Origin of the sequence: Brevundimonas sp. NIBR11, assembly GCF_027912535.1 — a bacterium.
Lineage (GTDB): Bacteria > Pseudomonadota > Alphaproteobacteria > Caulobacterales > Caulobacteraceae > Brevundimonas.
In genome coordinates, this window is record NZ_CP115465.1 from 1,985,293 (window position 1) to 2,010,404 (window position 25,112).

General features: G+C 67.3%; 26 protein-coding genes, 1 other RNA gene and 1 pseudogene. 5 read left to right on the forward strand and 23 right to left on the reverse strand.

From position 1 onward, the window contains the following. Positions 1-210: 210 nt before the first annotated feature. From rnpB to sppA, 4 genes are all read right to left on the reverse strand, one after another. Positions 211-586, reverse strand: an RNA gene (rnpB, locus tag O5O43_RS10080) — RNase P RNA component class A. A gap of 32 nt (positions 587-618) precedes the next feature. Beyond that, positions 619-1,380 carry an N-acetylmuramoyl-L-alanine amidase gene (locus O5O43_RS10085; protein WP_271083756.1) on the reverse strand — a complete coding sequence of 254 codons (762 nt, stop codon included), beginning with the start codon at positions 1,378-1,380 and terminating at the stop codon, positions 619-621. A 4-nt stretch (positions 1,381-1,384) separates the two neighbouring features. Further along, positions 1,385-1,702 (reverse strand): hypothetical protein, encoded by a 318-nt coding sequence (locus tag O5O43_RS10090; protein ID WP_271083757.1) that lies wholly within the window; start codon positions 1,700-1,702, stop codon positions 1,385-1,387. Positions 1,703-1,822: 120 nt separating this feature from the next. After that, positions 1,823-3,598 (reverse strand): signal peptide peptidase SppA, encoded by a 1,776-nt coding sequence (sppA, locus tag O5O43_RS10095; RefSeq protein WP_271083758.1) that lies wholly within the window; start codon positions 3,596-3,598, stop codon positions 1,823-1,825. Between the two features lie 217 nt (positions 3,599-3,815). Between sppA and panD the strand changes: the two genes are divergently transcribed. Continuing rightward, a complete protein-coding gene (panD, locus tag O5O43_RS10100) occupies positions 3,816-4,172 on the forward strand; it encodes an aspartate 1-decarboxylase (protein ID WP_271086420.1) in 357 nt (118 codons plus the stop codon). A 159-nt stretch (positions 4,173-4,331) separates the two neighbouring features. Here panD and O5O43_RS10105 read toward each other — a convergent pair. The 7 genes and pseudogenes from O5O43_RS10105 to O5O43_RS10135 all read right to left on the reverse strand — a co-directional run. Continuing rightward, positions 4,332-4,598: pseudogene (locus O5O43_RS10105) on the reverse strand (DUF559 domain-containing protein); the annotation flags it as partial. Positions 4,599-4,652: 54 nt separating this feature from the next. After that, positions 4,653-6,572: a 1-deoxy-D-xylulose-5-phosphate synthase gene (gene dxs / locus O5O43_RS10110; protein WP_271086421.1), complete on the reverse strand. Its 1,920-nt coding sequence runs from the start codon at positions 6,570-6,572 to the stop codon at positions 4,653-4,655. Positions 6,573-6,587: 15 nt separating this feature from the next. Next, on the reverse strand, positions 6,588-7,496 hold the full coding sequence (locus O5O43_RS10115; RefSeq protein ID WP_271083759.1) for a polyprenyl synthetase family protein: 909 nt from the start codon (positions 7,494-7,496) through the stop codon (positions 6,588-6,590). After that, complete coding sequence (locus O5O43_RS10120; protein WP_271083760.1) at positions 7,496-7,861, reverse strand: tRNA-binding protein; 366 nt, start codon at positions 7,859-7,861, stop codon at positions 7,496-7,498. Before O5O43_RS10120 ends, O5O43_RS10115 begins: the two co-directional genes overlap by 1 nt. Next, positions 7,861-8,112 carry an exodeoxyribonuclease VII small subunit gene (locus O5O43_RS10125; protein ID WP_271083761.1) on the reverse strand — a complete coding sequence of 84 codons (252 nt, stop codon included), beginning with the start codon at positions 8,110-8,112 and terminating at the stop codon, positions 7,861-7,863. The genes O5O43_RS10120 and O5O43_RS10125 overlap by 1 nt, the downstream gene beginning before the upstream one ends. A gap of 67 nt (positions 8,113-8,179) precedes the next feature. Further along, positions 8,180-8,767 (reverse strand): histidine phosphatase family protein, encoded by a 588-nt coding sequence (locus tag O5O43_RS10130; RefSeq protein WP_271083762.1) that lies wholly within the window; start codon positions 8,765-8,767, stop codon positions 8,180-8,182. Between the two features lie 83 nt (positions 8,768-8,850). After that, positions 8,851-9,771: a histone deacetylase family protein gene (locus tag O5O43_RS10135; RefSeq protein WP_271083763.1), complete on the reverse strand. Its 921-nt coding sequence runs from the start codon at positions 9,769-9,771 to the stop codon at positions 8,851-8,853. A 233-nt stretch (positions 9,772-10,004) separates the two neighbouring features. On the opposite strand from O5O43_RS10135, the gene O5O43_RS10140 reads away from it, so the two are divergent. The 3 genes from O5O43_RS10140 to O5O43_RS10150 all read left to right on the forward strand — a co-directional run bounded on the left by O5O43_RS10140 (position 10,005) and on the right by O5O43_RS10150 (position 12,411). Continuing rightward, on the forward strand, positions 10,005-10,538 hold the full coding sequence (locus O5O43_RS10140) for a GNAT family N-acetyltransferase (RefSeq protein WP_271083764.1): 534 nt from the start codon (positions 10,005-10,007) through the stop codon (positions 10,536-10,538). Between the two features lie 21 nt (positions 10,539-10,559). Then, complete coding sequence (locus tag O5O43_RS10145; RefSeq protein WP_271083765.1) at positions 10,560-11,738, forward strand: VWA domain-containing protein; 1,179 nt, start codon at positions 10,560-10,562, stop codon at positions 11,736-11,738. A 175-nt stretch (positions 11,739-11,913) separates the two neighbouring features. Continuing rightward, on the forward strand, positions 11,914-12,411 hold the full coding sequence (locus tag O5O43_RS10150; RefSeq protein ID WP_271083766.1) for a hypothetical protein: 498 nt from the start codon (positions 11,914-11,916) through the stop codon (positions 12,409-12,411). A 62-nt stretch (positions 12,412-12,473) separates the two neighbouring features. Here O5O43_RS10150 and O5O43_RS10155 read toward each other — a convergent pair whose 3' ends face one another. From O5O43_RS10155 to O5O43_RS10175, 5 genes are all read right to left on the reverse strand, one after another. After that, entirely contained in the window at positions 12,474-12,656 is a 183-nt protein-coding gene (locus O5O43_RS10155) for a CsbD family protein (protein ID WP_271083767.1), read from the reverse strand. A 90-nt stretch (positions 12,657-12,746) separates the two neighbouring features. Further along, complete coding sequence (locus O5O43_RS10160; protein WP_271083768.1) at positions 12,747-13,190, reverse strand: NUDIX domain-containing protein; 444 nt, start codon at positions 13,188-13,190, stop codon at positions 12,747-12,749. Then, positions 13,187-14,227 (reverse strand): histidine kinase dimerization/phosphoacceptor domain -containing protein, encoded by a 1,041-nt coding sequence (locus O5O43_RS10165; protein ID WP_271083769.1) that lies wholly within the window; start codon positions 14,225-14,227, stop codon positions 13,187-13,189. The genes O5O43_RS10160 and O5O43_RS10165 overlap by 4 nt, the downstream gene beginning before the upstream one ends. Further along, positions 14,224-14,649 carry a response regulator gene (locus tag O5O43_RS10170; protein ID WP_271083770.1) on the reverse strand — a complete coding sequence of 142 codons (426 nt, stop codon included), beginning with the start codon at positions 14,647-14,649 and terminating at the stop codon, positions 14,224-14,226. The genes O5O43_RS10165 and O5O43_RS10170 overlap by 4 nt, the downstream gene beginning before the upstream one ends. After that, on the reverse strand, positions 14,650-16,173 hold the full coding sequence (locus O5O43_RS10175) for an ATP-binding protein (protein WP_271083771.1): 1,524 nt from the start codon (positions 16,171-16,173) through the stop codon (positions 14,650-14,652). 115 nt (positions 16,174-16,288) lie between these two features. Between O5O43_RS10175 and O5O43_RS10180 the strand changes: the two genes are divergently transcribed. Then, positions 16,289-17,008, forward strand: a complete 720-nt coding sequence (locus O5O43_RS10180; RefSeq protein WP_271083772.1) for a hypothetical protein — start codon at positions 16,289-16,291, stop codon at positions 17,006-17,008. On the opposite strand, the gene flhA is transcribed toward O5O43_RS10180, so the two are convergent. From flhA to fliF, 7 genes are read right to left on the reverse strand one after another with little or no spacing between them, the layout of a single operon-like run. Beyond that, positions 17,005-19,104, reverse strand: a complete 2,100-nt coding sequence (flhA, locus tag O5O43_RS10185; protein WP_271086422.1) for a flagellar biosynthesis protein FlhA — start codon at positions 19,102-19,104, stop codon at positions 17,005-17,007. The two genes, O5O43_RS10180 and flhA, sit on opposite strands and share 4 nt — an antisense overlap. 14 nt (positions 19,105-19,118) lie before the next feature. Next, positions 19,119-20,009 carry a class A beta-lactamase gene (gene bla, locus O5O43_RS10190; protein WP_271083773.1) on the reverse strand — a complete coding sequence of 297 codons (891 nt, stop codon included), beginning with the start codon at positions 20,007-20,009 and terminating at the stop codon, positions 19,119-19,121. After that, complete coding sequence (locus O5O43_RS10195; RefSeq protein WP_271083774.1) at positions 20,006-21,409, reverse strand: sigma-54 dependent transcriptional regulator; 1,404 nt, start codon at positions 21,407-21,409, stop codon at positions 20,006-20,008. The genes bla and O5O43_RS10195 overlap by 4 nt, the downstream gene beginning before the upstream one ends. A gap of 40 nt (positions 21,410-21,449) precedes the next feature. After that, the gene (fliN, locus tag O5O43_RS10200) at positions 21,450-21,782 is read right to left on the reverse strand and encodes a flagellar motor switch protein FliN (RefSeq protein ID WP_271086423.1); all 333 of its coding nucleotides are present in this window, start codon (positions 21,780-21,782) and stop codon (positions 21,450-21,452) included. Continuing rightward, on the reverse strand, positions 21,779-22,441 hold the full coding sequence (locus tag O5O43_RS10205; protein WP_271083775.1) for a flagellar assembly protein FlbE: 663 nt from the start codon (positions 22,439-22,441) through the stop codon (positions 21,779-21,781). Before O5O43_RS10205 ends, fliN begins: the two co-directional genes overlap by 4 nt. Next, on the reverse strand, positions 22,441-23,478 hold the full coding sequence (fliG, locus tag O5O43_RS10210) for a flagellar motor switch protein FliG (protein WP_271083776.1): 1,038 nt from the start codon (positions 23,476-23,478) through the stop codon (positions 22,441-22,443). Before fliG ends, O5O43_RS10205 begins: the two co-directional genes overlap by 1 nt. Then, entirely contained in the window at positions 23,478-25,058 is a 1,581-nt protein-coding gene (gene fliF, locus O5O43_RS10215) for a flagellar basal-body MS-ring/collar protein FliF (RefSeq protein WP_271083777.1), read from the reverse strand. Before fliF ends, fliG begins: the two co-directional genes overlap by 1 nt. Positions 25,059-25,112 lie beyond the last annotated feature (54 nt).

A 25,112-nucleotide genomic window follows, 5' to 3' on the forward strand; every position in this document is an offset into this window, starting at 1 on the left:
GGCGCCGCCTAGTCCCGCAACAGCCAGGATGGGATAGCATGGGACTGATTGGGTCTCAATGGGATTGGTTAGCGCAATTTAACCAAAGTTATAGCCGTTGCAGACTTTCAACAGAACATACACAGAACACGTGCAGTATTGATGTGCAGCGGAGTCAATGCAGACACGGTGATCCGCGCCGCACTGTGGCGAAAAAGCGTTAGCGGGGATAAAGCCAGACGGCCTGTAAGCCGGGTTCTGTCCGCCCGTAGGACGGCGACGATCATTCCTCTGGACCGCCCATCGCTGGACGGTTCTCGCGACCTACCCGGACGCCTCGGGCGGTGAACCCTGCAACCGAAGTCGCGCGACGTCCCTATTCGGTCTTGCTCCAGGCGGGGCTTGCCATGCCGTCGCTGTTACCAGCTACGCGGTGGGCTCTTACCCCACCCTTTCACCCTTACCCGCGTCGAAACGCAGGAGGTTTGCTTTCTGTGGCGCTATCCCTCGGGTCACCCCGGGCGGGCGTTACCCGCCGCCTTTTCACCGTGGAGCCCGGACTTTCCTCGACGGGAGCAAGTCCCGCCGCGACCGCCCGGCCGTCTGGCGGGGGCGTGATGCGCGTTTTGGCGCCTCAGGTCAATTCAGGACGCCCGTGACGCTCTCGGCCGAGGCGAGTTGGAGCACGCCCATCAGGGTCGCCCGCGTCTCGCCGTCGGCGATGCCGTCGACCTTGGACGGCCGCCAGTGGCGCTGGAAGGCCTGCACCGTGATGCGTGTCTCTTCGGCGTACTTCCCGTCCGGCAGGGGCTCGTAGCCGAGGCGGTGCAGACCGGCCTGGAGGACGTGGACGCCCAGTCCCTCATCGCCGATGCCCAAAGGCGGCCCGAGGGCGGCGATGCGTTCGGAGGCCGGTTCGAACCACAGGCCCTGGCGGTGTTCGGCCAGTTTCTTCCAGGGGAAGCGTTCGCCCGGGTCTTCCTTGCGGGTGGGAGCGACGTCGGAGTGGCCGAGGATGCGCGCGTCCTCGATGGCCCAGCGCTGGCGGATCTCGTCGATCAGTTTGATCACCGAGACGATCTGGGCGTCGGGGAAGTCGCGATACCCGAACTCGTGGCCCGGATTGACGATCTCGATGCCGATGGAGACGGCGTTGATATCGGTCTCGCCTTTCCACCAGCTCTTGCCGGCATGCCAGGCGCGACGCTCCTCGGGCACTAGCCGCAGGACCGAACCGTCCTCGTCAATGACGTAGTGGGCCGAGACCTTGGCCTCGGGGTCACGCAGGCGGGCGATGGCCGCCTCGGCGGTCTGCATGCCAGTATAGTGGAGCACGACCATGTCGGGCGGACCGCGACGCTGGTCGAAATTGGGCGACGGGGCGTCGCCGATGGTCAGCATCGGTTTAGCGCCCGTGCTGTTCCCAGCCGTAGGTCACCCAGGTGTCACCGACCTTCTGGGCCTCGATGACGTCGTCTGAGCGACGAGCGCGGACCGTGGCCTTGCGGCGGGCGCGGACGGCCAAGCCGGTGAAGAAGATCAGGACGCTGGCGAACAGGGCGATGACGGCCACGGCCGCAGCGGTGAAGACCGCCAGCACCGCGCCGAGCGTCAGGGCCGCCACGGTGGCGACCACGCCGCCCAGCCACAGGATCGGCGCGAGCAGGCCCTGGGGCCGGCGGCGATTCTGGAAGCCGAGGGTGGCGAAGGGGTCCTGAGTCATCTCACATCCTTGTCGAGCGTCGTGAACAACGCCTGAACCTCCAATGTCGGTCCACAGAGGTGAACCGTCAATGACCGGGCGCTTCACAGCCGAGTGTTAATCGCCGCACCCGGACGGAGGTCAGAGCGGCCGATCGGCCAGGACCGAGGCCCCCTGCCCGCGCATCCGTTCGGTCTCGACGCGGGACAGGACGGCCTGGGCCTGGGGATCGGCCATGACGCCTCCGATGGCGATCAGCGCGCGGGCGGCTTCGGACTGGACGCCGAAGGCGGCCGACAGGGCCTCCCACGGAGACTGCGGTTCGGGGTATCGCTTCAGACGCACCGACTGGGTTGAGGGAATCTGGGCCAGCTCCCGCGCCTTGGCGATGGCCTCGGTCAGGCCGCCCAGCTGATCGACCAGACCCAGGGTCTTGCCTTGCGCGCCGGTCCAGACCCGGCCGCGCGCGATCTCGCGCACGCGGGCGATGGGGATGTGGCGGCCGGTCGAGACGCGCTGGACGAACTCCTCGTAGGTGCGATCCATGGATGCGGAGAAGGCCGCGCGCTGGGCCTCGGTCCAGGACGACGACGGGCTGAAGGCGTCGGAATACTGTCCGCCGACCGATATGCCGCGCAGGTCCACGCCGAAGCGGCCGAGCGCCTCGGACACCACGAACTTGCCGCCGAAGACGCCGATGGAGCCGGTCAGGGTCGAGGGCTGGGCCACGATCCAGTTCGCTTCCGAGGAAATCCAGTAGCCGCCCGAGGCCGCATAGTCGCCCATGGAGACAACGACCGGCTTGTTCGCCGCCTTGGCCGCGCGCACGGCGGCGAGGATCTGTTCCGAGGCTTCCGGCGAGCCGCCCGGTGACGAAACGCGGAAGACGATGGCCTTCACCGACTTGTCCTCGATGGCGTCGTAGATGGCTTCGGCCGTGGGGTCCGAGGCGATGGAGGATCCGCCGCCGAAGCCGCCGCTACCGCCCGCCCCGGTCACGATCGCGCCCTCGCCGCCGACGATGGCGATGGCGTCCCGCCCTGAGCCGACGCGTTCGCCCTGGGACGAGGCGTAGTCAGAGAATTCGATGATGTCGGCGCCGTTTCCGGCCCGACGCTCGGCCTCGGCCTCGGCCTCCTCGACCTGGCCGATCTTGTCGATCAGCTTCAGTTGCAGCGCCTGGGCGGCCGAATAGGGGCCGGCTTCGATGGCGGCCTTCAGGGCCCGGCCCTCCACCTTGCGATCGAAGGCGGCGTTGGCCAGAGCCGAGCCATAGATCGACGTCATCCAGGCCGTCATCGCCTCGCGGTGAGGGCCGGTGTAGTCCGACTGCGTGTATTCGTTGACGGCGTTCTTGTACTCGTAGCGCTGCTCGAACTCGGGCCTGACGCCGTAGCGTTCGAAGGCGCGACCCAGGAAGACGCTGTCGGCCGAGAAGCCGGTCGTCTGGAAATTGGCGGTGTTCTGCATCCACAGCTCGGAGGCGGCGGCGCCGACCATGAAGCTGGAGATGCTGGTCCCCACCGGCATGAAGCCCTGGGAGTGGGCGATGACCGGCTTGCCCGAGGCGCGGAAACGACGGATCGCCTGACGGATCTCGTCGGCGGCGGCGGGGGCGAGGCCGGCTTCGGGCAGGCGGACCAGCAGCACCTTGACGTGCGCGTCCTTCTCGGCCTGGGCCAGGGTGTCGACAATGCCGACGGTCGAGAGGCTGGAGCCCCCGAAGACCGCGAAGGGTGTGTTGGAGGGCTGATCGCTCAGGCCCTCGCGCAGGTCCAGTTCCAGCACTGCGTTGGCCGGGGTCGTCGGCTTGCTGGTCGAGGCCGCCGCAGCGATGACCAGCACGATCGGCACCACCACGACAAACAGGATCAGGCCGGTGAAGACACCGAGCACCGTCAGGAAGAACTGTTTCATGGGAGGCGTGACGTCCGGTCGCGGCCATCGGCGGCCGGGATTGAACATAGGGGCCGAGGCGTTGCGGTCAAATGAAGGTGGTGCAACGGGGGAATCCGTCAGATGAGGTCATCTCGCAGACGCAGCATTGCGATTGAAGACGGGGGTGGAAATCTCTATATCCGCCGTCTGCGAGCGGGGGCCAATCGCCCCGCGTCACGACTGGACCGCACCTCCCATGCTGGTCACCATGATGAAGGCCAAACTGCACCGCGCGACGGTGACCCAGGCCGATCTCGACTATGAAGGCTCGATCGCTATCGACGGCGATCTGCTGGACGCCGCCGGGATCTTCCCGAACGAGCAGGTCGATGTGCTGAACATCACCAACGGCGCCCGCTTCACGACCTACGCGATCGAGGCCCCGCGCGGGTCGAAGGTCATCGGCGTCAACGGGGCCGCGGCGCGTCTGGTGCAGAAGAACGACAAGGTCATCGTGGTGACCTACGGCCAGATGCCGCAGGAAGAAGCGCGTCAGTGGGCCCCGACGGTGGTCCTGCTGGACGAGGGCAATGCGGTGAAGGCGGCGGCGTAAACTGCTCCTCTCTCCCAGAGGGAGAGGGCTTGAGGCTCGCAGAGCGAAGCGATGCGCAAGCCGAAAGGGTGACGGGTACGGTTTCGCCTGTTTCGCGCAGGCGCGTATCGCATCGAGCACATCCGGCATGCGCGCCAGCACCCCGGCGTTCGCAAAGCGGAGCACGGCCCAGCCAAGGGTCTCGAGATCCTGCTGCCGAAGGTGATCCTTCAGGTGGCGCTCATCGGTGTCGTGGACGCCGCCATCCAGTTCGATAACCAGCCTAAGGGCCTCGCAGGCAAAGTCGGCAAAATAGGGCCCGACAGGATGCTGGCGGCGAAACCTGTGACCGTCGAGGCGGCCGCCACGAAGTGCTTGCCAAAGCTTGGCTTCGGCTGAGGTCTGGGTCTGACGAAGGCTGCGGGCAAAGACCGTAGCAGACTTCACAGACCGCAACCCCTCACCCTTTCGCGCAAGGACGACGGCTACGCCGCCGTGCGCTCAAGCCCTCTCCCGCTGGGAGAGGGTGTCGCCGGCCACGCCCAACGCCTTCAGCGCCGAGGCCGCGATGTGCTCGGCATCCAGCCCCGCCTGAGCGTATTGCGCCGCCGGGCTGTCCTGATCCTGGAACACGTCGGGCAGGCAAAGGGTGCGGATCTTCAGCCCCGCATCCAGCGCGCCCTCGCCGGCCAGATACTGCAGCACGAAGGCGCCGAAGCCGCCCATGGCGCCCTCCTCCACCGTGATCAGGGCCTCGTGCTCGCGCGCCAGGCGGGTGATCAGGTCGTGGTCCAGAGGCTTGGCGAAGCGGGCGTCGGCGACCGTGGCCGAGACACCGTGGGCGGCCAGGATGTCGGCGGCCTTGAGCGACTCTTGCAGGCGGGTGCCGAACGACAGGATGGCGACGGCCGTGCCCTCGCGGACGATCCGGCCCTTGCCGATCTCCAGCGGGTCGGCGAGTTCGGGAATCTCCACACCCACGCCGTCGCCGCGCGGATAGCGGAAGGCGGACGGACGGTCGTCGATCTCGCAGGCCGTGGCGATCATGGCGGCCAGATCCGCCTCGTCGGCGGCGGCCATCAGGACCATGCCCGGCAGCGCGCCCATATAGCCGATGTCGAAAGACCCGGCATGGGTCGAGCCGTCGGCGCCGACCAGTCCCGCGCGGTCCATGGCGAAGCGGACCGGCAGCTTCTGGATAGCCACGTCATGGACGACCTGGTCGTAGCCGCGCTGGAGGAAGGTCGAATAGATGGCGCAGAAGGGTTTCATCCCGTCGGCGGCCAGACCGGCGGCGAAGGTCACCGCGTGCTGCTCGGCGATGCCAACGTCATAGGTCCGCTTGGGGAAGGCCTGGCCGAACAGGTCCAGCCCGGTGCCGGACGGCATGGCGGCGGTAATGGCGACGATGGAGGGATCGCGCTCGGCTCGCTTAATCAGCTCGGTCCCGAAGACCTTGGTGTAGCTGGGGGCGTTGGAGACGGTCTTGTTCTGCTTGCCCGAGACGACGTCGAACTTGACCACGGCGTGCAGCTTGTCGGCGCTGGATTCCGCCGGCGCATAGCCCTTGCCCTTCTGGGTCACGACGTGGACCACCACCGGGCGGTCGGTGATGGCGGCGGCGTTCTTCAGGATGGGGACCAGATTGTCCAGGTCATGCCCGTCGACGGGGCCGATGTAGTAGAAGCCCAGTTCCTCGAAGAAGGTCCCCCCGACGATCATCCCGCGGGCGTATTCTTCGGCCTTGCGGGCCGCCTCGCGGAAGGGGCGCGGCATGTGCTGGACAACTTCGCGGCCGAACTTGCGGAAATTCTGGTAGGCGCCGCCCGAGACCTGTTTGGCCAGATAGGCGCTCATCCCGCCGACCGGGGGCGCGATGGACATGTCATTGTCGTTGAGGATCACGGTCAGCTGGCCGGTCGTTTCGGCCGCGTTGTTCATCGCCTCATAGGCCATGCCCGCGGACATGGAGCCGTCGCCGATGACGGCCACGACCTTGTTCGTCTCGCGCTTCTGGTCGCGCGCGGCGGCGAAGCCCAGGGCGGCGCTGATCGAGGTCGAGGCGTGGGCCGCGCCGAACGGGTCGTATTCGCTCTCACTGCGCTTTGTGAAGCCAGACAGGCCGCCGCCCTGGCGCAGGGTGCGGATGCGGTCGCGACGACCGGTCAGGATCTTGTGCGGATAGCACTGGTGCCCGACGTCCCAGATCAGGATGTCCTTGGGCGTATCGAAGACGTGGTGCAGGGCGACGGTCAACTCGACGACGCCGAGGCCCGCGCCCAGATGCCCGCCGGTGGTGGAGACGGCGTCGATGGTCTCGGCCCGCAGCTCGTCGGCCAGCTGTCGCAGCTGGGGAATGTCGAAGCCGCGCATGTCGGCCGGGACGTGAACTTTGTCGAGCAGGGGGGTGTCGGGCATCAGTAACTCTAACGCGTATCAGGACCGACGGTTTAGCACGAAGTCCACACTCGCCTTGAGGTTTTCGGCGTCGGAACCGAAGAGGTCGAGGTGGCTGCGGGCCTGGTCCGCCAAGTGCGCGACCCGATGCCGCGCCTGATCGACGCCCAGAAGGGTGACGAAATTGGTCTTGCCCTGAGCCGCGTCTTTCCCGCCGGCCGCTTTGCCGAGTTCCTCGGCCGTGCCCTCCACGTCCAGAAGGTCGTCGACGATCTGATAGGCCAGGCCGATGTCGTGGGCGAAGTTGATCAGGGCCTGACATTGTTCGTCCGAGGCCCCGGCGACGATGAGAGGGATTTCGAAGGCGTAGGTGAACAGGGCGCCGGTCTTCAGCCGCTGCATGCGAGCGACCTGCCCGAGGTCGTCATGCACGCCCAGAAGGTCGATCATCTGGCCGCCGGCCATGCCGCGCGCGCCCGAGGCCAGCGACAGCCGGGCCGCCAGGGCGCACCGTATGTTGGCGTCCTCGTGGGTGTCGGGGTGAAGGATGATGTCGAAGGCGGCCGTCTGGAGCGCATCGCCCGCCAGGATCGCGGTGGCCTCGTCATAAGCGATGTGGACCGTGGGCCGACCTCGGCGCATGTCGTCGTCGTCCATCGCCGGCAGGTCGTCGTGGACCAGCGAATAGGCGTGGACGCATTCCAGAGCGCAGGCTGCGCGCAGCACCGGCCGTTCCTCGATGTCGAACAGACGCGACGCCTCCATGGCGAAATAGGGCCGCAGCCGCTTGCCCGGCCCCAGCGCCGCATAACGCATGGCCTCGGTCAGGCGGGCCTCCGGGCCCTCCGCGCGGGGCAGCAGTTCGTCCAGGGCGACCGTGACGAGATCGGCGACCTCGGCGACGCGTTCGGCCACAGTCTGGTGCGGAGCATTGGCGGCCAGCTTCATCAGAACAGCCTTCCGCCGACGACCGCATCGCGATCGACCCCGACCAGCACGACCTCACCGTCCGCGTCGGGGAAGCCCAGGGTCAGGACCTCGGACATGAAGGGGCCGATCTGGCGCGGCGGAAAGTTGACGACGGCGGCGACCTTTCGACCGATTAGCTGGTCGAGCGTGTAATGGCGGGTAATCTGGGCCGACGATCGCTTGACCCCGATATCGGGGCCGAAGTCGATGGTCAGCTTGAACGCGGGCTTCCTCGCCTCAGGGAAGCGTTCGGCTCTCAGGACGCGGCCTATGCGAATATCGACCTTGAGGAAGTCGTCGAAGGCGATGCGGTCCGCCGTGGGAGAGGCGATCGCGGCCTCCATCAGCCGAACTCGGCGGCTTCGACGCCCTTCGCCTGACCGTCCGAGCCGACGACGATCTTCTCGACCCGCAGCTGGGCGGCCTTCAGGCGCTGCTCGCAGTGGGCTTTCAACCGCGCGCCCTCCTCGTAAAGCGTGATCGACTCTTCCAGCGGGGCCTGACCGGACTCAAGGCGGGACACGATGGTCTCCAGACGCGACAGGGCGTCTTCGAAGCTGAGATCGGCGGGGATGGAAGGTGCTGCGTCTGACATCCCGGCGACCCTAGAGGGGCCGCGCAATCGCTTCAACGGGGAACCGATGTCGCAGGGTAATCCGTGTTCAGACGCGCTCGTATCGACGCTGGGACCAGTATTTGAAGCCTTGGTCGTGAACCAGCTTCCAGCCGTCGGCCTTCAGCCGGGACCCGACCATGTGGTTGAAATAGCCGTGGGCCAGGACCAGCACATCTTCGCCGGCCTCCGCGCGGGCGATCAGCCGCTGGGCGGCGGCCTCGGCGCGAACCTCGGCTTGGCGACGGGTCTCCTGACCCTCATGGTGGTCGAAGGCGTGCCACCAGAAGCGGGCGACGGCGCCCCAGTATTTCGGCGGCAGCTTGAACCACGACGGGAAGCGCGGCGGCGGCAGCGGCGCCTCGATGAACATCACGTCCGAGACGATTTCGCGCCCGGCGGAGACAGCGTTGGCGGTCTCCTGCGCGCGCTGACGGGTCGAGGCGAAAATGACCCCGGCGCCGGCGGCGGTAGCCAACAGCTCCGGCGGCGGCGTCTGACCGGCCAGCAGGCCCCCCAGCTCATATTTCGCCCACCAGTCGCGATACTGGTCGGACGTAAGCAGGCACTTTCGCGACAGGGCGGGCTCGCCATGACGGGCGAGGGTGATCGAGCCAGGGCGCGCGGGCTTCAGCATCTGGCCGGGATCATGTCGGGCGGGGTCTGACGTCATACGGTCGGTGAAAGAGGCGCAGGGAAGTTCGCGGAGATCGACATGTCTTACGCCTCCCCCAGGGCCCGGACATGGGCCAGGGCCGAACGGCCCAGTCCTTCAAGGTCGTAACCGCCCTCCAGCGAGGAGACAACCTTCCCGCCGCAATGTCGCCTCGCCACCTCCAGCACGGCGCGCGTCGCCCAGGCGAAATCCTCGGCTTCCAGGCTCTGGTGAGCGAGCGGATCGCGGCGATGGGCGTCGAAGCCGGCGGAGATGATCACCAGGTCCGGCGCGAAATCGTCGAGCGCGGGCATGAGTCCGCCCGCGAAGGTCGCCCGCCATGATTCGCGCGCGGCATGCGGCTCGACCGGCGCATTGACGATATTGCCGACGCCGGTCTCCCCCGGCGCGCCCGTACCGGGATAGAGGGGCATCTGGTGGATGGAGGCCAGGAACAGCGTCGGGTCCGCCTCGAACGCCGCCTGGGTGCCGTTGCCGTGATGGACGTCGAAATCGACCACGGCGACCTTGGCCATGCCGAGGCTCTGGGCCACGCGAGCGGCGACGGCGACGTTGGAGAACAGACAGAAGCCCATGGCCTGGTTCGGCTCGGCATGGTGGCCGGGCGGGCGGACGGCGGCGAAGGCGCGCTGGGTCTGGGCATTGGCGACGGCCGCGACCGCGTCGATGGCGGCGCCAGCGGCGAGGCGGGCGGCGCGGACGCTGCCGGGCGACAGGACCGTATCCGCATCGAGCTGGGCCAGGCCGGTCGCGGGCGAGGCCTCGATCATGCGGGCGACGTAGGCGGCGGGGTGGACGCGCTCCAGATCGGCGACGGCCGCTTCAGTCGCCTGGCGTCGATCCAGCTTCAGGGCTGCGTCGTCGAGCGCCGCGAGCACGGCGGCCAGACGCTCCGGTCGCTCCGGATGCCCCGCGCCGGGGGCGTGGGCGATCATGTCGGTGTGGGTGAACAGGGCGACGGACATGGACGGGAGACTAGGTGGTTGAGTGGCGACGCCCAAGAGGTTCCTTCTCCGATAGGAAGAAGGTGGCTCGCGAAGCGAGACGGATGAGGGTCGGGCTTATCCTTCGGCGAAGCCGCCGCACGAGCGCTTTCTCCAAGGCGCCCGCCCCTTACCGTTTCGCGCCAGAACGACGGCTTCGCCGCCGTGCGCTCAAGCCCTCTCCCAATGGGAGAGGGTTGCAGCTAGATCGACCCATGACCGACGTCCTGATCCGCCCCGCCCGCCTCGAAGACGCCGACGCTCTGGCCGAGCTGGGCCGCCGGACTTTCCTCGATACCTTCGTGGCGGCGGATGGGTTCGCCATTCCCTACCCTAAGGCCGACCTCCTGCCCTATCTCGACGACAGCTTCGGCCCGGCCGCGGTTCGCCGCAGGCTGGAAGAAGAGGGCAGCGGCTATTGGCTGGCGGAACGGGCCGGGCGGTTCCTCGCCTATGCCAACGCCGGCCCGAACGGCCTGCCCCACCCCGACGCCCGGCCGGGCGATCAGGAACTGCGCCGCATCTATGTCGACAAGACCGCGCAAGGGCTGGGTCTGGGCACGAAGCTTCTGGCGATCTCGCTCGACTGGATGGAAACCCATTCGGCCGGCCCGCTGTGGATCGGCGTCTGGAGCGGCAATCTGAAGGCCCAGAAGCTCTACGCCGCCCACGGTTTCGAGAAGGCCGGCGAGTACGAATACCCCGTCGGCGCCTGGCGGGACCACGAGTTCATCTTGCGGCGCGGCTGAGCCGGGTTCAGGGTCTCGACCATGCTCCTCCCCTTCTTCTCCGCCCTGCGTCAGGCGAAAGTTCCGGTCTCGACCAAGGAGTGGCTCCATCTGATGGAGGCCATGGACAAGGACGTGGCCGGCGGGCGGGTCGAGGACTTCTACCATCTGTCGCGCGCGGTCCTGGTCAAGGACGAGAAGCACTACGACCGGTTCGATCAGGTATTCGGCTCGGTCTTCAAGGGCATCGAGACCATCGGCGCGGGTGAGGCGCCGACGCTGGACGTGCCCGAGGACTGGCTGAAGCTGCTCAACGAAAAGTTCCTGACGGACGAGGAGAAGGCCGAGATCGAGGCGCTGGGCGGCTTCGAAAAGCTGATGGAGACGCTGAAGCAGCGGATGGAGGAACAGCAGAAGCGGCACGAAGGCGGGTCCAAATGGATCGGCACGGGCGGGACCTCGCCCTTCGGCCACGGCGGCTATAATCCCGAGGGGGTACGCATCGGCGGGCCGGCGAAACAGGGGCGCGCGGTCAAGGTCTGGGAGAAGCGGGAATACAAGAACCTGGACGACACGGTCGAACTGGGGACGCGCAACATTAAGGTCGCCCTGCGTCGTCTGCGCAGGTTCGCGCGCGAGGGGGCGGCCGAGGAACTGGACATCGACGGCACCATCGACGGCACGGCGCGTCAGGGCTGGCTGGACATCCGCATGCGGCCGGAGCGACGGAACACCATCAAGGTCCTCCTGTTTCTCGATGTTGGCGGCTCGATGGATGGCCACATCAAGCTTTGCGAGGAGCTGTTCTCGGCCGCGAAGACCGAATTCAAGAACCTGGAGTTCTTCTACTTCCACAACTGCCTCTACGAAGGGGTGTGGAAGGACAACCGGCGTCGCCACGCCGAGAAGATTCCGACCTGGGATCTGTTGAACAAATACCCCGGCGACTGGCGGGCAATCTTCGTCGGCGATGGGACCATGAGCCCTTACGAGATCACCATGCCCGGCGGCTCGGTCGAGCACTGGAACGAGGAGGCCGGGGCGGTCTGGATGCGACGCGCCCGCCAGCAGTGGGACAAGTCGGTCTGGCTTAATCCCGTGGCCGAGCGGTTCTGGGGCTATACCGCTTCGGTCAAGGTGCTGCAGGAGGTCATGGACGAGCGGATGTATCCCCTGACGCTGGACGGGCTGGATCGCGCGATGCGGGCGCTGACCCGCTGAACCCCATCAGCGATCGGTGTCCGCCATGACCGGACGAGCGCCAGCCCGGCAGAGTCCGACGGCGTAGTCCGACGCGCCAAGCGGACGGTCGATGAAGCCCTAACCGCGCGCGCCTTCGCAGGCTGCGCCCAGCGCGCAACCGTGCGATACTGGCGTCTCAGTTCGGAGTGCGCCCATGTTGACCGCCGTCGTCCTCGCTCTCGTGATCCAGCAGTCGGCCGGCGCGATCCAGTGGGAAAGCGCGTCTCCGCCGCCAGAACCCGAACTCGCCGCCGTCGCGCCGGTCGCCCGGACAAACCTGCCCGATTGGGCCCTGGCCGATCCCTTCGCCTGGGAACGGTCGCAGTGCAGCCCCCTGGTGAGCCGCGAGCCGCTCGACATCTGTCAGGCGCGGGTGCGGGTGGAGCTGTCGGCGGCCCTGGGCGACCGGTTGCCGGCGGGCTTGCGGCCCCCGGGCGAGCCGGTCCCCTGCCTCGCCACGCCCGGTGACGACGGCAAATATCCGGTCCAGTGCGGCGCGCCCGAACGCCGGGCAGCGGCGAGTGCGCCCCCGCCCCCGACCGATTGCCGCCCGCGCGCCACGCGCCAGGGCGGATCGGTGGCCTTCGTCACCGATTGCCGCGCCGAGGAACAGTCAGGCGGTCTGTCGATCAACCTGCTCGGCCGGGACTGACGCCGGACAGCGAAAAGGCCGCCCTCAGGAGCGGCCTTTCCATTTCGAGGGGCGACGACTCGTTAGTTGCGGTGGTCGCGGAGCGCATCCTTGGCACCGCCGACGGTGTTCTGGACCTTGCCCTCGACCTGGTCGGCCCGGCCTTCGGCTTTCAGCTTTTCGTCACCGGTCACCTTGCCGGCGGCTTCCTTGATTTTGCCGCCGATGTTCTTGGCGGCGCCTTCGATACGATCTTGATCGGGCATGGGGAGCGCTCCTAGGTTCGGCGTCGTCACAGTGGCGACGCTTCGACATCCAGAGCGATTTCAGACGCCTGCCGTTCCGTATGGCGCCGCTTACAGCCGCAGCCATTTCGCCACGGCCCAGGCGTGGGCGTCGTGGCGCAGCTCGGCCAGGGCCGTGCGCGGGTGCAGCCAGACCAGTTCATGGTCGTCCTCGACCTTGCGCGAGGGGTCCAACGCCAGCATCTCGGCGATCCAGAAGCCGCCGATGTTGTTGACCGGCTGGCCGTCCGACTTGCGGAAATACTGCCCCGCCTCGGCGATCCGCTGGATCGGGCGGACCGTCATGCCGGTCTCCTCGACGTACTCGCGGACGAGGGCCTCTTCTTCGGTCTCCACCCCGTCCACCGCTCCGCCGGGCAGATCGTAGTAGGGGACGTCGCGCGTCACCCTGACGCAGGCGATCTTCTCGTCATGGAAGACCAGGCCGAAGGTCGCGGGCCGGTACAGATAGTCCGCGCCTTCATCGGCGACACCGAACTGAAGCGAGGGTTTCACAGGTCGAAGGCCAGGCGCGCGCGGACGCCCTTGTGCGCGCCGTCGAACTCCACCGCCGAACGCAGGCCCGAAGCCATGGCGGTGATGATCTTGCCGCCCAGGCCCGTGCCCTTGGGCTTGCCGTCGCCGAGACCCGGGCCGTCGTCCTCGACCGTCAGGATGGCGCGACCGGACTCGTCTGGGGCCAGGATGACGCGGATTTCACCCCGCTCGCCGTGAGCGTAGGCGTATTTCACCGCGTTGGTGACCAGCTCGGTCACGATCACGCCGAGCGAAACCGCCTGGTCGGTAGAGACGCGCATCGGCTGAGCCTGAAGCCTGATGTTGGGCGAAGCGTCGTCGGAGCCGAGCGACTTGGTCAGCTCGCCGACGAGGCCTTCGAGATAGGCCTGCATGTCCACCGTCTCCATGTCGCCGGAGGTGTAGAGGCGGCGGTGTACGTGGGCGACCGCCTCGATCCGCGCCTGGGCCTCGCGAAGCGCATCGCGCGCGCCCTCGTCGGCCATGTGGCGGAGCTGCAGGGACATGAAGGTCGAGACGAGCTGCAGGGAGTTGCCGACGCGGTGATTGACCTCGCGCAGCATGGCCTCGGCACGGTCGCGGGCCAGGCGCACCTGTTCCTGGGCGATCTCGTTCTCGCGCTCCAGGCGGCGGCGCAGCAGCGCGTCCTCGAGCGCCGAGCGCAGCAGGGCGGTGAAGTCTTCCGACACGTCTTTGATGACATAGTCAGCGGCCCCGGCGCGCAGGGCGGCCACGGCGATACGACCTTCCTGGGCGCCCGTCACATAGACGACCGGCGGCGGCGCGGGGCGGTGGAGGATATCGGGCAGGACCTCGATGCCGTCGCGGCCGGGCATGTAGTGATCCAGCGCGCAGATATCGAACTCGCCGGCGTCCAGCGCGGCCACCCCCTCGTCGCCGTCGGCGGCCAGGGTGACCTCATAGCCGTGACGGCCGAGTTCCTTCTGCACGAGCCGCGAAAGGCCGCGGTCATCGTCGATGTAGAGCAGCCGGATGGGCGGCTTTTCGGACGTCATTCGATGTCGGGCGCCTGCATGACGGACAGGAACAGACCCAGCTGGCGGATGGCGTCGGCAAAGCTTTCGTAGTCGACCGGCTTGGTGATGTAGACGTTGCAGCCCAGGTCATAGCAGCGCTGGATCTCGACCTTGTCGTCAGTCGTCGTCAGCACCACCACCGGCGCGCGCTTCAACCGGTCGTCCTTCTTGACCTCCGCCAGGATGTCGGTGCCGCTCATGTCCGGCAGGTTCAGATCCAGAAGGATCAGCATCGGCCCGTTGGCCTGGACCTCCTCACTGAACAGATAATCCAGCGCCGGCTGGCCGTGGTCGAAATGGACGATCTCGTTGGAGATGTTCGCCCGGCGGATGTTCTTCTCGATCAATTTGGCGTGGCCATGGTCGTCCTCGACCATCACGATTTTGACTGCGTTGCTCACTTAGATCTCTCCGGCCTCGTCGAGGATGAGGCGTTTGGGGAATTTCAGGATGAATGTCGAGCCTTCCCCGAGCTCGGAGTCGACGTCGATCGAACCCCCCAGACGACGAACGCTGTTCCGCACGAAAGCCAGGCCCAGTCCCTCGCCCGGCCGGTCCTGACGTCCGGAGCGGCGGAACAGTTCGAAGATGCGCTCATGGTCCTTCGGTGCAATGCCCCGCCCCCGGTCGGCGACCCGAATCTCGACCCAGCCGCCCGCCAGTTCGTGTCCCGAGACCTCGATGCGGTTGGGCCTGCCGGGCTCCGAATATTTGACGGCGTTCTCGATAAGATTGCCGATGATCTGCTCGACCGACAGGCGGTCGCTCTCGAAGGTCGCCATCTCGCCGATCACGAACTCGGTATTGGTCTCGTCCAGCTGATGCCGGATGCTGTCGGCCGCCGCCCTGGCCATTTCGCCGACATCGATGGTCTCGGGGATCAGGCCGCGCCGGCCCTCGCGCGACAGCTTCAGGATGGCGTTGATCAGCCGGTCCATCTTCTCGGTCGAGGCGCGGATGAAGCCGACGGCCTCGGGCAGGTCTTCCCGCACCGCCGTCACCACGTCCTTGTCCACCTCCCGGACCTTCTCGGCCTCGGCGATGGCCTTGTCGATGGTCTTGCCGACCTGCTCCAGCTCGGCGGTGTAGCCCATCACATTGACCAGTGGCGAGCGCAGGTCATGGCTGACGATGTAGGCGAACCGCTGCACTTCCTCGTTGGCGCGGGTCAGGGCGGCCGTGCGCGCCTTCACCGTCTCTTCCAGCCCTGCGTTGACACGGTCCAGGTCGGCGCGCGCCTGAGCGAGGTCGTCCAGATAGCGGGTGATCATGATGAGTACGATCGCGGCCAGCACCAGGATCAGGGCTCCCGCCACGGCGTTGACGATGATGGTGAAGACCGCGGACGCCTCGGACCGGCTGGTCTGGGCCTGCAGACGCGCGCCCAGCTGGGAATCGAGAGTGGCGATCTCGGCGTCGAGCTGATCCATCAGAAGCTTACCCCGACCCGAACGAACCTGGTCGAGGGCCTGGCCGTTCTGACCCGACCGCGACAGCGAGACGATCTGGGACATCTCCAGGAACTTGTCGCGCGACAGCCGGGTCAGAGCCTCCACCGAGGCCAGGCTGATTTCGTCGCTTCCGGCTAGAGCTTCCAGCCGTTCCAGCATCCGTGGCGCCGCGACCCGGCTCTGGTCATAGGTCAAGAGGAAGCTGGACTGGCCGGTGAGCAGATATCCGCGCTGGGCCGTCTCGGCGTCCTTAATGTTCAGGATCACGCCCCGCGCCGCGCGGCGCAGTTGCCAGGTCTGATCGACCTGCTGGTTGAACGACGCGGTCCGCTGGATCAGGACGAAGGTCGAGACATTGACCAGCAGCAGCAGGACCACCGCTCCCGCCAGCAAGAGGAAGATCGACCGACCGAGGGTCCCCTCGCGCAGGAATCGGGCGAAGCGCGAAAGGGTTGGGGTAAGGGCCGCTGACATGTCGCGAAAGCTTTAGCGGAGCGCAGTCGCCTGTCCAGTGAAGTCATTGGCGGCGCAACCTGTGCACTGTCAAAGTGTTCAGTCTCCAAGCTGTGCCGTTTCGGGAGGATTTGCGATGGTCTGGTGGTGGTGGATCGCGCCGGCGGCCGTGGCCGTCATCGGCGCCCTGATCCTGTTCGCCGGCCTAGCGTCGCTGTTCCGCGGCAAACTCTTCGGCGGTCTGTTCGGCTCGGCCGGCGGGGCTGCCCTGCTCGCGGCGGCTCTGGGCGCGGCCCTGCTGGGCCAGAACGTCCAGACCTATTCGCGCCTGACCTATGAGCGTCCGGTGGCCAGCCTGTCGGTGCGCCAGCTCGCCCCGCAGTATTTCGAGGTTACGGTGACCCAGCCCGCCGACGGCGAGACCCCGGCCCGCACCGCCGTCTACCCTGTCAACGGGGACGAATGGCGCATGGAGGCCCAGGTTCTGAAATGGAAACCGTGGGCCAATGTCGTCGGCCTGGATTCCCAGTACAGGCTCGATCGGCTGTCTGGCCGCTATCAGAACATTGAACAGGAGCGCACGGGGGCCCGCAGCGTGCACGCCCTCTCGGGGGGCGACGACGACAACGGCGGCATTCTGGAATACGTGCCCTGGAACCTCAGCGTCTGGGACACGGCGCGGAAGTATCGTCGCTACATCGACGCCGTGGATACCCTCTATGGATCCGCCGCCTACATGCCGATGGCGGACGGCGCGACCTATGAGGTCTGGATCACCCAGTCCGGCCTGATCGCGAGGCCGACGAACGAGGCGGCCCGCGCGGCCTCGGCGGGCGGCTTCATTCGGGTGAACTAGACCGAACCGAGGGTCCGCAGTCGCGCCTTGGGGTGCACTTCGTTCTGGCTCATCACCACGGTCTGACCCCGGAAGCGCTCGATGATCGACCGGACGTACGGCCGGATCTGCGGGCCGGTCAGCAACACCGCGCTCTCGCCCGCCATGGCGGCGCGTTCGAACACGTCGCGAACGGCGCGGATGAAGTCCTGAAGCCGTGAGGGGGCCATGGCCAGTTGCTTGTCTTCGCCCTGGCCCACCAGAGATTCCGCGAATGCGGCCTCCCAGTCCGGCGACAGGGTGATGATCGGCAGGGCCCCGTCGTCGGCCTTGTGCTGCCAGCAGAGCTGACGGGCCAGACGGGTGCGGACGTGTTCGACCAGGGTCGTCACCGACGACGAGTGCGGCGCGGCCTCGGCCAGGCCTTCAAGGATGGCGGCCAGATCCCGGATCGAGACCTTCTCGCGCAACAGGGCCTGCAGCACCCTCTGCAGGGTCGTGACGGTGACCACCGACGGGATCAGTTCGTCGACCAGCTTCTTCTCTTCCGGACCCAGTTCCTTCAGCAGCTTCTGCACCTCAGCATAGGTCAGGAGATCCGCCATGTTCTCCTTGAGAATCTCGGTCAGATGGGTCGTCAGCACCGTCGAGGGGTCGACGATGGTGTAGCCCCGGAACGTGGCTTCCTCGCGCAAGGATTCGTCGATCCAGGTGGCTGGCAGGCCGAAGGCGGGTTCCTTGGTGTGCTCGCCGGGCAATTCGACCTGACGCCCTGCCGGGTCCATGGCCATCAACGAGCCCAGACGCACCTCGCCTGTCCCAGCCTCCATCTCCTTTATGCGGATTGCATAGCCCTGGGTCGGCAGGCGCATGTTGTCGAGGATGCGCACCGACGGCATGACGAAGCCGAACTCCTGCGCCAACGCCCGACGCAGGGCGCGCACCTGATCGGTCAGGCGGCGCCCTTCCAGATCGTTGATCAGGGTCAGCAGGGAGTAGCCCAGCTCGATCTTCACCTCGTCGATGGTCAGAGCCGTGCCGATCGGTTCCTCGGCGTCGTCCTTGGGCTTGGACGCGGCTTCGGCGGCGGCCTTTTCCGCCTCGGTCGGCTGGGGTTTGAGCCTCGCCCTCCCCTGTCGCCAGGCCATGAAGCCGGCCCCGGCGGCCAGCGCGGCGAACGGAATGATCGGCATGCCGGGGATCAGGGCCAGCAGGCCGGCGGCGGCGGCGACCATGCCCAGGCTCACCGGGTTGGTGGCCAGTTGCTGGACCAGGGCCTTATCGGCCGATCCCTCGACGCCCGCCTTCGACACCAGGAAGCCGGCCGCGATCGAGATGATGATGGCGGGCACCTGAGTGACCAGACCGTCGCCGATGGTCAGTTGGACATAGGTGGAGGCGGCCTCGCCGATCGGCAGGCCGTGCTGGATCGTACCGATCAGGATGCCGCCGATGGCGTTGATGGCGACGATGATCAGGCCGGCGACGGCGTCGCCACGCACGAATTTCGAGGCGCCGTCCATGGCGCCGAAGAAGGTCGATTCCTGCTCCAGTTCCTTGCGGCGCAGCTTGGCCTGGTCCTCGGTGATCAGGCCGGACGACAGGTCGGCGTCGATGGCCATCTGCTTGCCCGGCATGGAGTCCAGGGTGAAGCGGGCGCTGACCTCGGCGATCCGGGTCGAACCCTTGGTGATGACCACGAAATTCACCACCAGAATGATGGCGAAGATGATGATCCCGATGATGAAGTCCCCGCCCATCATCAGCTGGCCGAAGGCGTTGATCACCTGACCGGCCGCGTCGTGGCCCTCATGCCCGTGGGTCAGGACCAGCCGGGTGGACGCCAGGTTCAGGCCCAGACGGAACAGGGTCGAGACCAGCAGCACCGTCGGGAAGATGGCGAAGTCCAGCGGGCGCTTCATCATCAGCGCCGTCATCAGGATCAGCACGGACGAGACCAGCGACATCGCCAGCAACAGGTCCAGCAGGAATTTCGGCACCGGCAGGATCAGCAGCAGGATGACGCCGATCACGCCGACGGCCATGCCGACCTCGCCGCGCATCAGCCAGCCGCGGATGTCCGAGCCGGTGGGACGGGCCATGCCGTCCTTCATCATGACGGGCGTGTCGGTCATGCGCGTCCGAGCTGGGCGATGGCCAGATGGGTCGCCTCGGCGATCACGGCGGCGTTCTGGGCGTCCGTCGTGTCACGCGTGGCGTGGTAGTAGGCGGCGACGATCACCGGCGCGCCCGAGGGCGGATACAGGATGCCGATGTCGTTGGTCGGGCCATAGCCGCCCGTGCCGGTCTTGTGCGCCACGCGCCATCCGGCCGGGACGCCGGCCTTCAGCCGGTCCAGACCGGTCGGCGAGGCGAACATCCAGCCCAGCAGCATGGCCTTGGAGTCCGCCGACAGCGGCGAGGCCGGGTCGATGAACAGGCGGTGGATGTTGGCGACCGACTGGGCCGGGGTGATGGTGTCCTTGTCGCCGTCCAGCCGGTTCATCTCAGGCTCGAAACGATCGACGCGCGTCGAGGCGTCGCCGATGCCGCGATAGAAGGCCTGCATCGGCGCCATGCCGCCCAACGCCTTCAGCAGCAGGTTGGCGGCCGGGTTGTCCGAGACTTCGGTCGTGGCCTTCATCAACTGCTCGACGGTCAGGGTCGAACCGACGGCGGGCTCGGTGACCGGAGCGTGGTCGATCATGTCGGCGCGGGTGATCGGGATGGCGCGATCCAGTTGCTCCTGATCGGCCTGAACCCGCAGCAGGGTCGCGGCGGATAGGTACATCTTGAAGGTCGAGCAATAGACGAACCGTTCGTCGCCGCGCGCCGTCAGGATCCGACCCGAGCCGAGATCATGCGCGACGAAGCCGAGACGGCCGCCGCCGCGCTGTTCCAGGACGGACAGGTCGAACGCTTCTGGAACGGGCGGCGCGACGGGCGCGGCTTCTCCCTCGCGCGCGCAACCCATCAGGCCGAGTGCGCCCAGCCCCGCCAGAACGGTCCGACGATCGGTCACGCCGCGCTCGAGCCGTAGGCGCCCGTGGCGATGCCGGTCTGGGGCGCCATGATGGTCGTGCCCTCGTCGGCGTATTCGTTGAGCTTGTTGCGCAGGGTCCGGATCGAGATGCCCAGGATGTTGGCCGCATGCGTCCGGTTGCCGAGGCAGTGGCTCAGCGTGTCCAGGATCAGGGTCTTTTCCATCTGGGCGACGGTCTGGCCGACGTAAGCGCGGCTCACGGCGTCGGCGGTCTGGGCCGCACGGGCGGCGACGCCGCCGGACATGCCGGCGTCGATCGAGGCGCCCGCCGTCAGCGGCTGGCCGTCCGGCAGGCGGATGGCCTCGACGTCGATCTCGGGCCCGACCGCCAGCAGCACCGCGCGGTGCATGGCGTTCTCGAGCTCACGCACGTTGCCGGCCCAGCGGTGGCCGGTCAGGGCGCGCTTGGCGTCCATCGAGATTGGACGCACCGGCACGCCGTTGGCGGCGGCGTATTTCTTGACGAAGTGATCGGCCAGGACGGCGATATCGCCCGGCCGCTCGCGCAGGGCGGGCAGGCGCAGATTCACGACGTTGAGGCGATACAGAAGGTCCTCGCGGAAGACGCCCTCGGCCACGGCCTTGGCTAGGTCGCGGTTGGAGGTGGCGATGATGCGGATGTTGACCGGCACGGGCTTGGTCCCGCCGACGCGGTCGATGACCCGCTCCTGGATCGCGCGCAGGAGCTTGGCCTGCAGCCGGGCGTCCATCTCACTGATTTCGTCCAGCAGCAGGGTGCCGCCGTCGGCCTCCTCGAACTTGCCGATGCGCCGCGCCACGGCGCCGGTGAAGGCGCCCTTCTCATGCCCGAACAGTTCGGATTCGAGGAGGTTGTCCGGAATGGCGGCGCAGTTGACGCTGATGAACGGACGCTCGGCGCGCTTGGAGTGGGTGTGGAGGTAACGGGCCATCACCTCCTTGCCGACGCCGCTTTCGCCGGTGATCAGGATCGAGGCTTCCGAGCGGGCGACCTGGTCGGCCAGCTGGGTCACGGCCTTCATCGCCGGATCGGCCGAAATCATCGGCCGCTCGTCGTCGGCGACGGCGGCCAGGACGGCGGCGATCAGGTCGGCGTCGGGCGGAAGCGGAATGAACTCCTTGGCGCCCGCGCGGATGGCGGCGGCGGCCTTCTCGGCGTCATTGTCCACGCCGCAGGCGACGACCGGCACGAAGATCCGCTCGGCGTCGTTCGCCGCGATCAGGGCCCCGATGTCGAGGTTGTAGTCGACCATCAGGAGGTCGGCCCCCTGCCCGCGCCGAAGCTGTTCCGTCGCCTGATCCGCGCGTTCGACGTGGTTGACCTTGGCGCCGTGCGCCATGGCCATCTTCACCGCCGCCGCGAGCTGGCCCGAGAGCCGTCCAACCACCAGAAGCCGCATGGGTCTTCTCCTCTAATCTCTACGCAGGAACCGGCGCGCCCTAGGCGGCCGAGTCCTCGGTCTTGATGATTTCCGTCATGGTCACGCCCAGGCGATCCTCGACGACGACGACCTCCCCGCGGGCGACCAGACGGTTGTTGACGAAGATGTCGATGGCCTCGCCGACCTTGCGGTCCAGCTCCAGCACCGAGCCGCGATTCAGCTTCAGCAGCTGGGCCACCGTCATGTGAGCCTTGCCCAGCACGGCCGAGATGTTCACCGGCACGTCGAAGACGGTCGACAGGTCGGCGGCGGACTTGTCCCCAACCTCGTCAATGGTGGCCAGGGCTGTGGAGTCCGGAAACTCTTCGAGGGCGAGGTCGTCGGCCATCAGAATTCACGTCCGTGGATGAGGGGTTCGGCATGCCCGGCCTCGGCGGCCAGGGCGTTGGTCAGGGCGGCGCCGATCCTCTCGGCGGCGGCGGCCGGATCGAAGTCGGCGCGCCCATCGGCCCATTCCAGCTGGAAGGCGGCGAGCGGCAGGGAGGCGTCCTCGCGGAAGGCCACCATGCCGGTGAAGCCGGCGTCGATGCAGATCGCCTGGATCTTCTCCTGCACGCCGGGCTCCAGCCCGGAGGCCCGGATCACCAGACGGGGCGACCCGTCGATTTCCTGACCCAGGGTCTCCAGCGCCGACTGCAGCGGCCCGGTCGGCAGCCGCTCCAGGGCGGCGGCGGCGATCACGCGCGCGGCGGCCAAGGACAGGGCGGCGGACTGTTCGCGGTGGGTCTGGGCGACGTGGGCCAGGGTCGGGATCGCCTGCTGTATGGCCTGACCGATGGCGGCGACCGCCATGGCCTGAATGCTGGACGCCTCGGCCAAGGCGGCTTCCCGCGCCTCGAACCTCGCCTGGGCGACCAGGGCCTCGACCTCGCTGGGCATATAGGCGCGCTTGGTCGGACGGAAGTCCGAGGCGCGCACGACCGACCCCGACCCGTCGAACTCGGTATCGAAGCTGAAAGGCCGGGCGTTGAGGGGCGCGTGATCGGTCATCAGTAGATCAGCTCGTCGTCGCCGGACGCGCCGGCCAGCATGATCTCGCCGCGCGCCGCCAGATCCTTGGCGACCTGGACCATGGCCATCTGGGCGGTGTCGACGTCCTTCAGACGCACGGGGCCCATGGATTCCATGTCCTCGCGCATGATCTTGGATGCGCGCTCGGACATGTTGGTGAAGAACATCTCGCGCAGGCTTTCCGACGCCCCCTTCAGGGCCAGACCGAGCGAATCCTTCTCGACCGACCGCAGCAGGGTCTGCACCCCGCCGGGGTCCAGCTTGTTCAGGTCCTCGAAGACAAACATCAGGGCGCGGATGCGTTCGGCGCTCTCCCGGTTCCGCTCTTCCAGGGCGCCGATGAACCGGGCCTCGGTCTGGCGATCGAACGAGTTGAAGATGTCCGCCATCGCCTCGTGGCTGTCGCGCTTGGACGTCCGCGCCAGGTTCGACATGAACTCGGTGCGCAGGGTCTGTTCGATCTTGTCCAGAATCTCGCGCTGCACCGGCTCCATGCGCAGCATCCGCTGCACACACTCCAAGGCGAAGTCCTCGGGCAGGGCCGTCAGCACGCGCGCGGCGTGGTCCGGCTTCACCTTCGACAGGACCACGGCGACCGTCTGGGGGTATTCGTTCTTCAGGTAGTTGGCCAGAACGGCCTCGTTCACATTACCCAGCTTGTCCCACATGGTCCGGCCGGCCGGACCGCGAATCTCCTCCATCAGCCCTTCGACGCGGTCGGCGGGCATGAAGGAGTTCAGCAGGCGCTGGGTCTGTTCGAACGACCCCATGACCGAGCCGGAGCCGGACATGCCGGACACGAACTCGATCAGCAGTTCCTCGACCACCTGGGCCGAAACGGTGCCCAGACCGGCCATGGCCTGCGAGATTTCCTTGACCTCGTCGTCGTCCAGCCCGGCCCATAGGCGGGTATGCTCCTCGCCGAGCGACAGCAGGATGACCGCCGCCTTCTCGGGCCCCGACAGCTTCTTCGAGTCGTCGACCGCCGCCTTCTTGTTGATCATCCGGGCGGCCATCAGCCTTCGTGCACCCAGCTGCGGAGGATGGAGGTCGATTCCTCAGGATGACTCTCGACGAAGTCCGCGACCTTCTTGACCGAAGACGCCTTCACCTGGCCCTCGATGCGAGCGATGTCCAGCCGCTGGTCCATGTCGGACGGACCCGACAGCTGACCGGCCACGCCGCCGGAACCGCCGACGACGCTGGTCTGCAGCGAGGTCACCGGGATGCCGTTGGCGCCGACCAGGGCGGGTCCGCCGGCCGATGCCGACTTCAGCAGCGGACGCAGGACGAAGAAGATCAGCAGGAGACCCGTGATGAGTAGGACGAGCAGTTCGACGCCGCGCATGATGTCGTTCTTGTCGAAGTTCAGCAGGGGCGAACCGCCGTCGGTGCCGCCCGCCGTGATAAGGGCGTCGCGGTTGAAGCGCACGTTCGTCACTCGCACCTGATCGCCGCGCGACTGGTCGAAGCCCATGGCCGCCTTAACCAGATCCTCGATCTGGGTGATCTCCTCCGGCGTGCGGGCGGTGTAGGTCGGCTCGCCGCCGGCCTCGGCGGCCGGGGTCAGCTTGCCGTCCACGGCCACGGCGACCGAGAGCTTGCGCACCTCGCCCGGCTCCTTGGTGGTCGTCGTGGTGGTGTTGGAAATCTCGTAGTTGGTGGTCTCGGTATTGGCCTGTTCGGTCGAACCGGCCGGCGTCGTGTTGGGCGCCTGGCCGCCCGGGATGTTGTTGGTCGCCGTCGCGCCGCCGTCCGACGTGCCCTCGGTATTCTGCGACTGGCTGCCGTTGGTCGAGGTCGAACGAACCACCTGGCCGTCCGGATCGAACTTCTGCTCCTGCGTGGTGGAGCGGCTCATGTCGATGTCGGCGGTGACCTGGACACGCGCGGCGCCAGGACCGACGACTCCCTCGACCAGATCCTTGATCCGCGCCTGCAACTGGGCCTCGGTATTGGTCTTGGCGGCCTCGGCGGTGGCGGACGAAAAGCCCTCTTCGTCGTCGGCGGCGGCCAGGGTCTGGTTGGTCTCGTCGACCACGGTGACCTTGCCCGGCTTCAGGTTCGGCACGGAGGAGGCGACGACGTTCCGGATCGCGCGGACCTGATCGGCCGACAGGGCCCGGCCGCCGAGACCCACCACGACGGCGGCGGTCGGTTCGGCGGCGTCCTGGGCGAAGAGTTCGCGGCGCGGCAGGGCGATCTGCACCCGGGCCGAGGAGATGCCGCGCATCGACATGATGGTCCGGGCCAGTTCGCCCTGCAGGGCGCGCTGTTCCGAAATCTGCTGCTGGAACTCGGTCTGGCCCAGCACCGACTGATTGTCGAACAGCTCGTAGCCGACCGAACCGGAGCTCACGAGTCCCTTGCCGGCCAACATCAGTCGCGCCGTGCCCACGTCGTCGCGGTTGACCATGATGGTCGAGCCGTCGCCGCGCGTGGAATATTTGATGCCCGCCTGTTCCAGCGAGGCGGTGATCTCGCCCGCTTCGCGCAGGTCGAGGTTGGAGTACAGCAGGGCGTCAGGGGCCTGGCCCACGCGCATCATCACGGCCACGAGGATGGCTGCGACGCCGGCCCCGACGCCCAGGATCATGGCGAGGCGCCCGATCCCAAATCTCTGCAATGCCGCCGTGAAGCCGCCCACGCG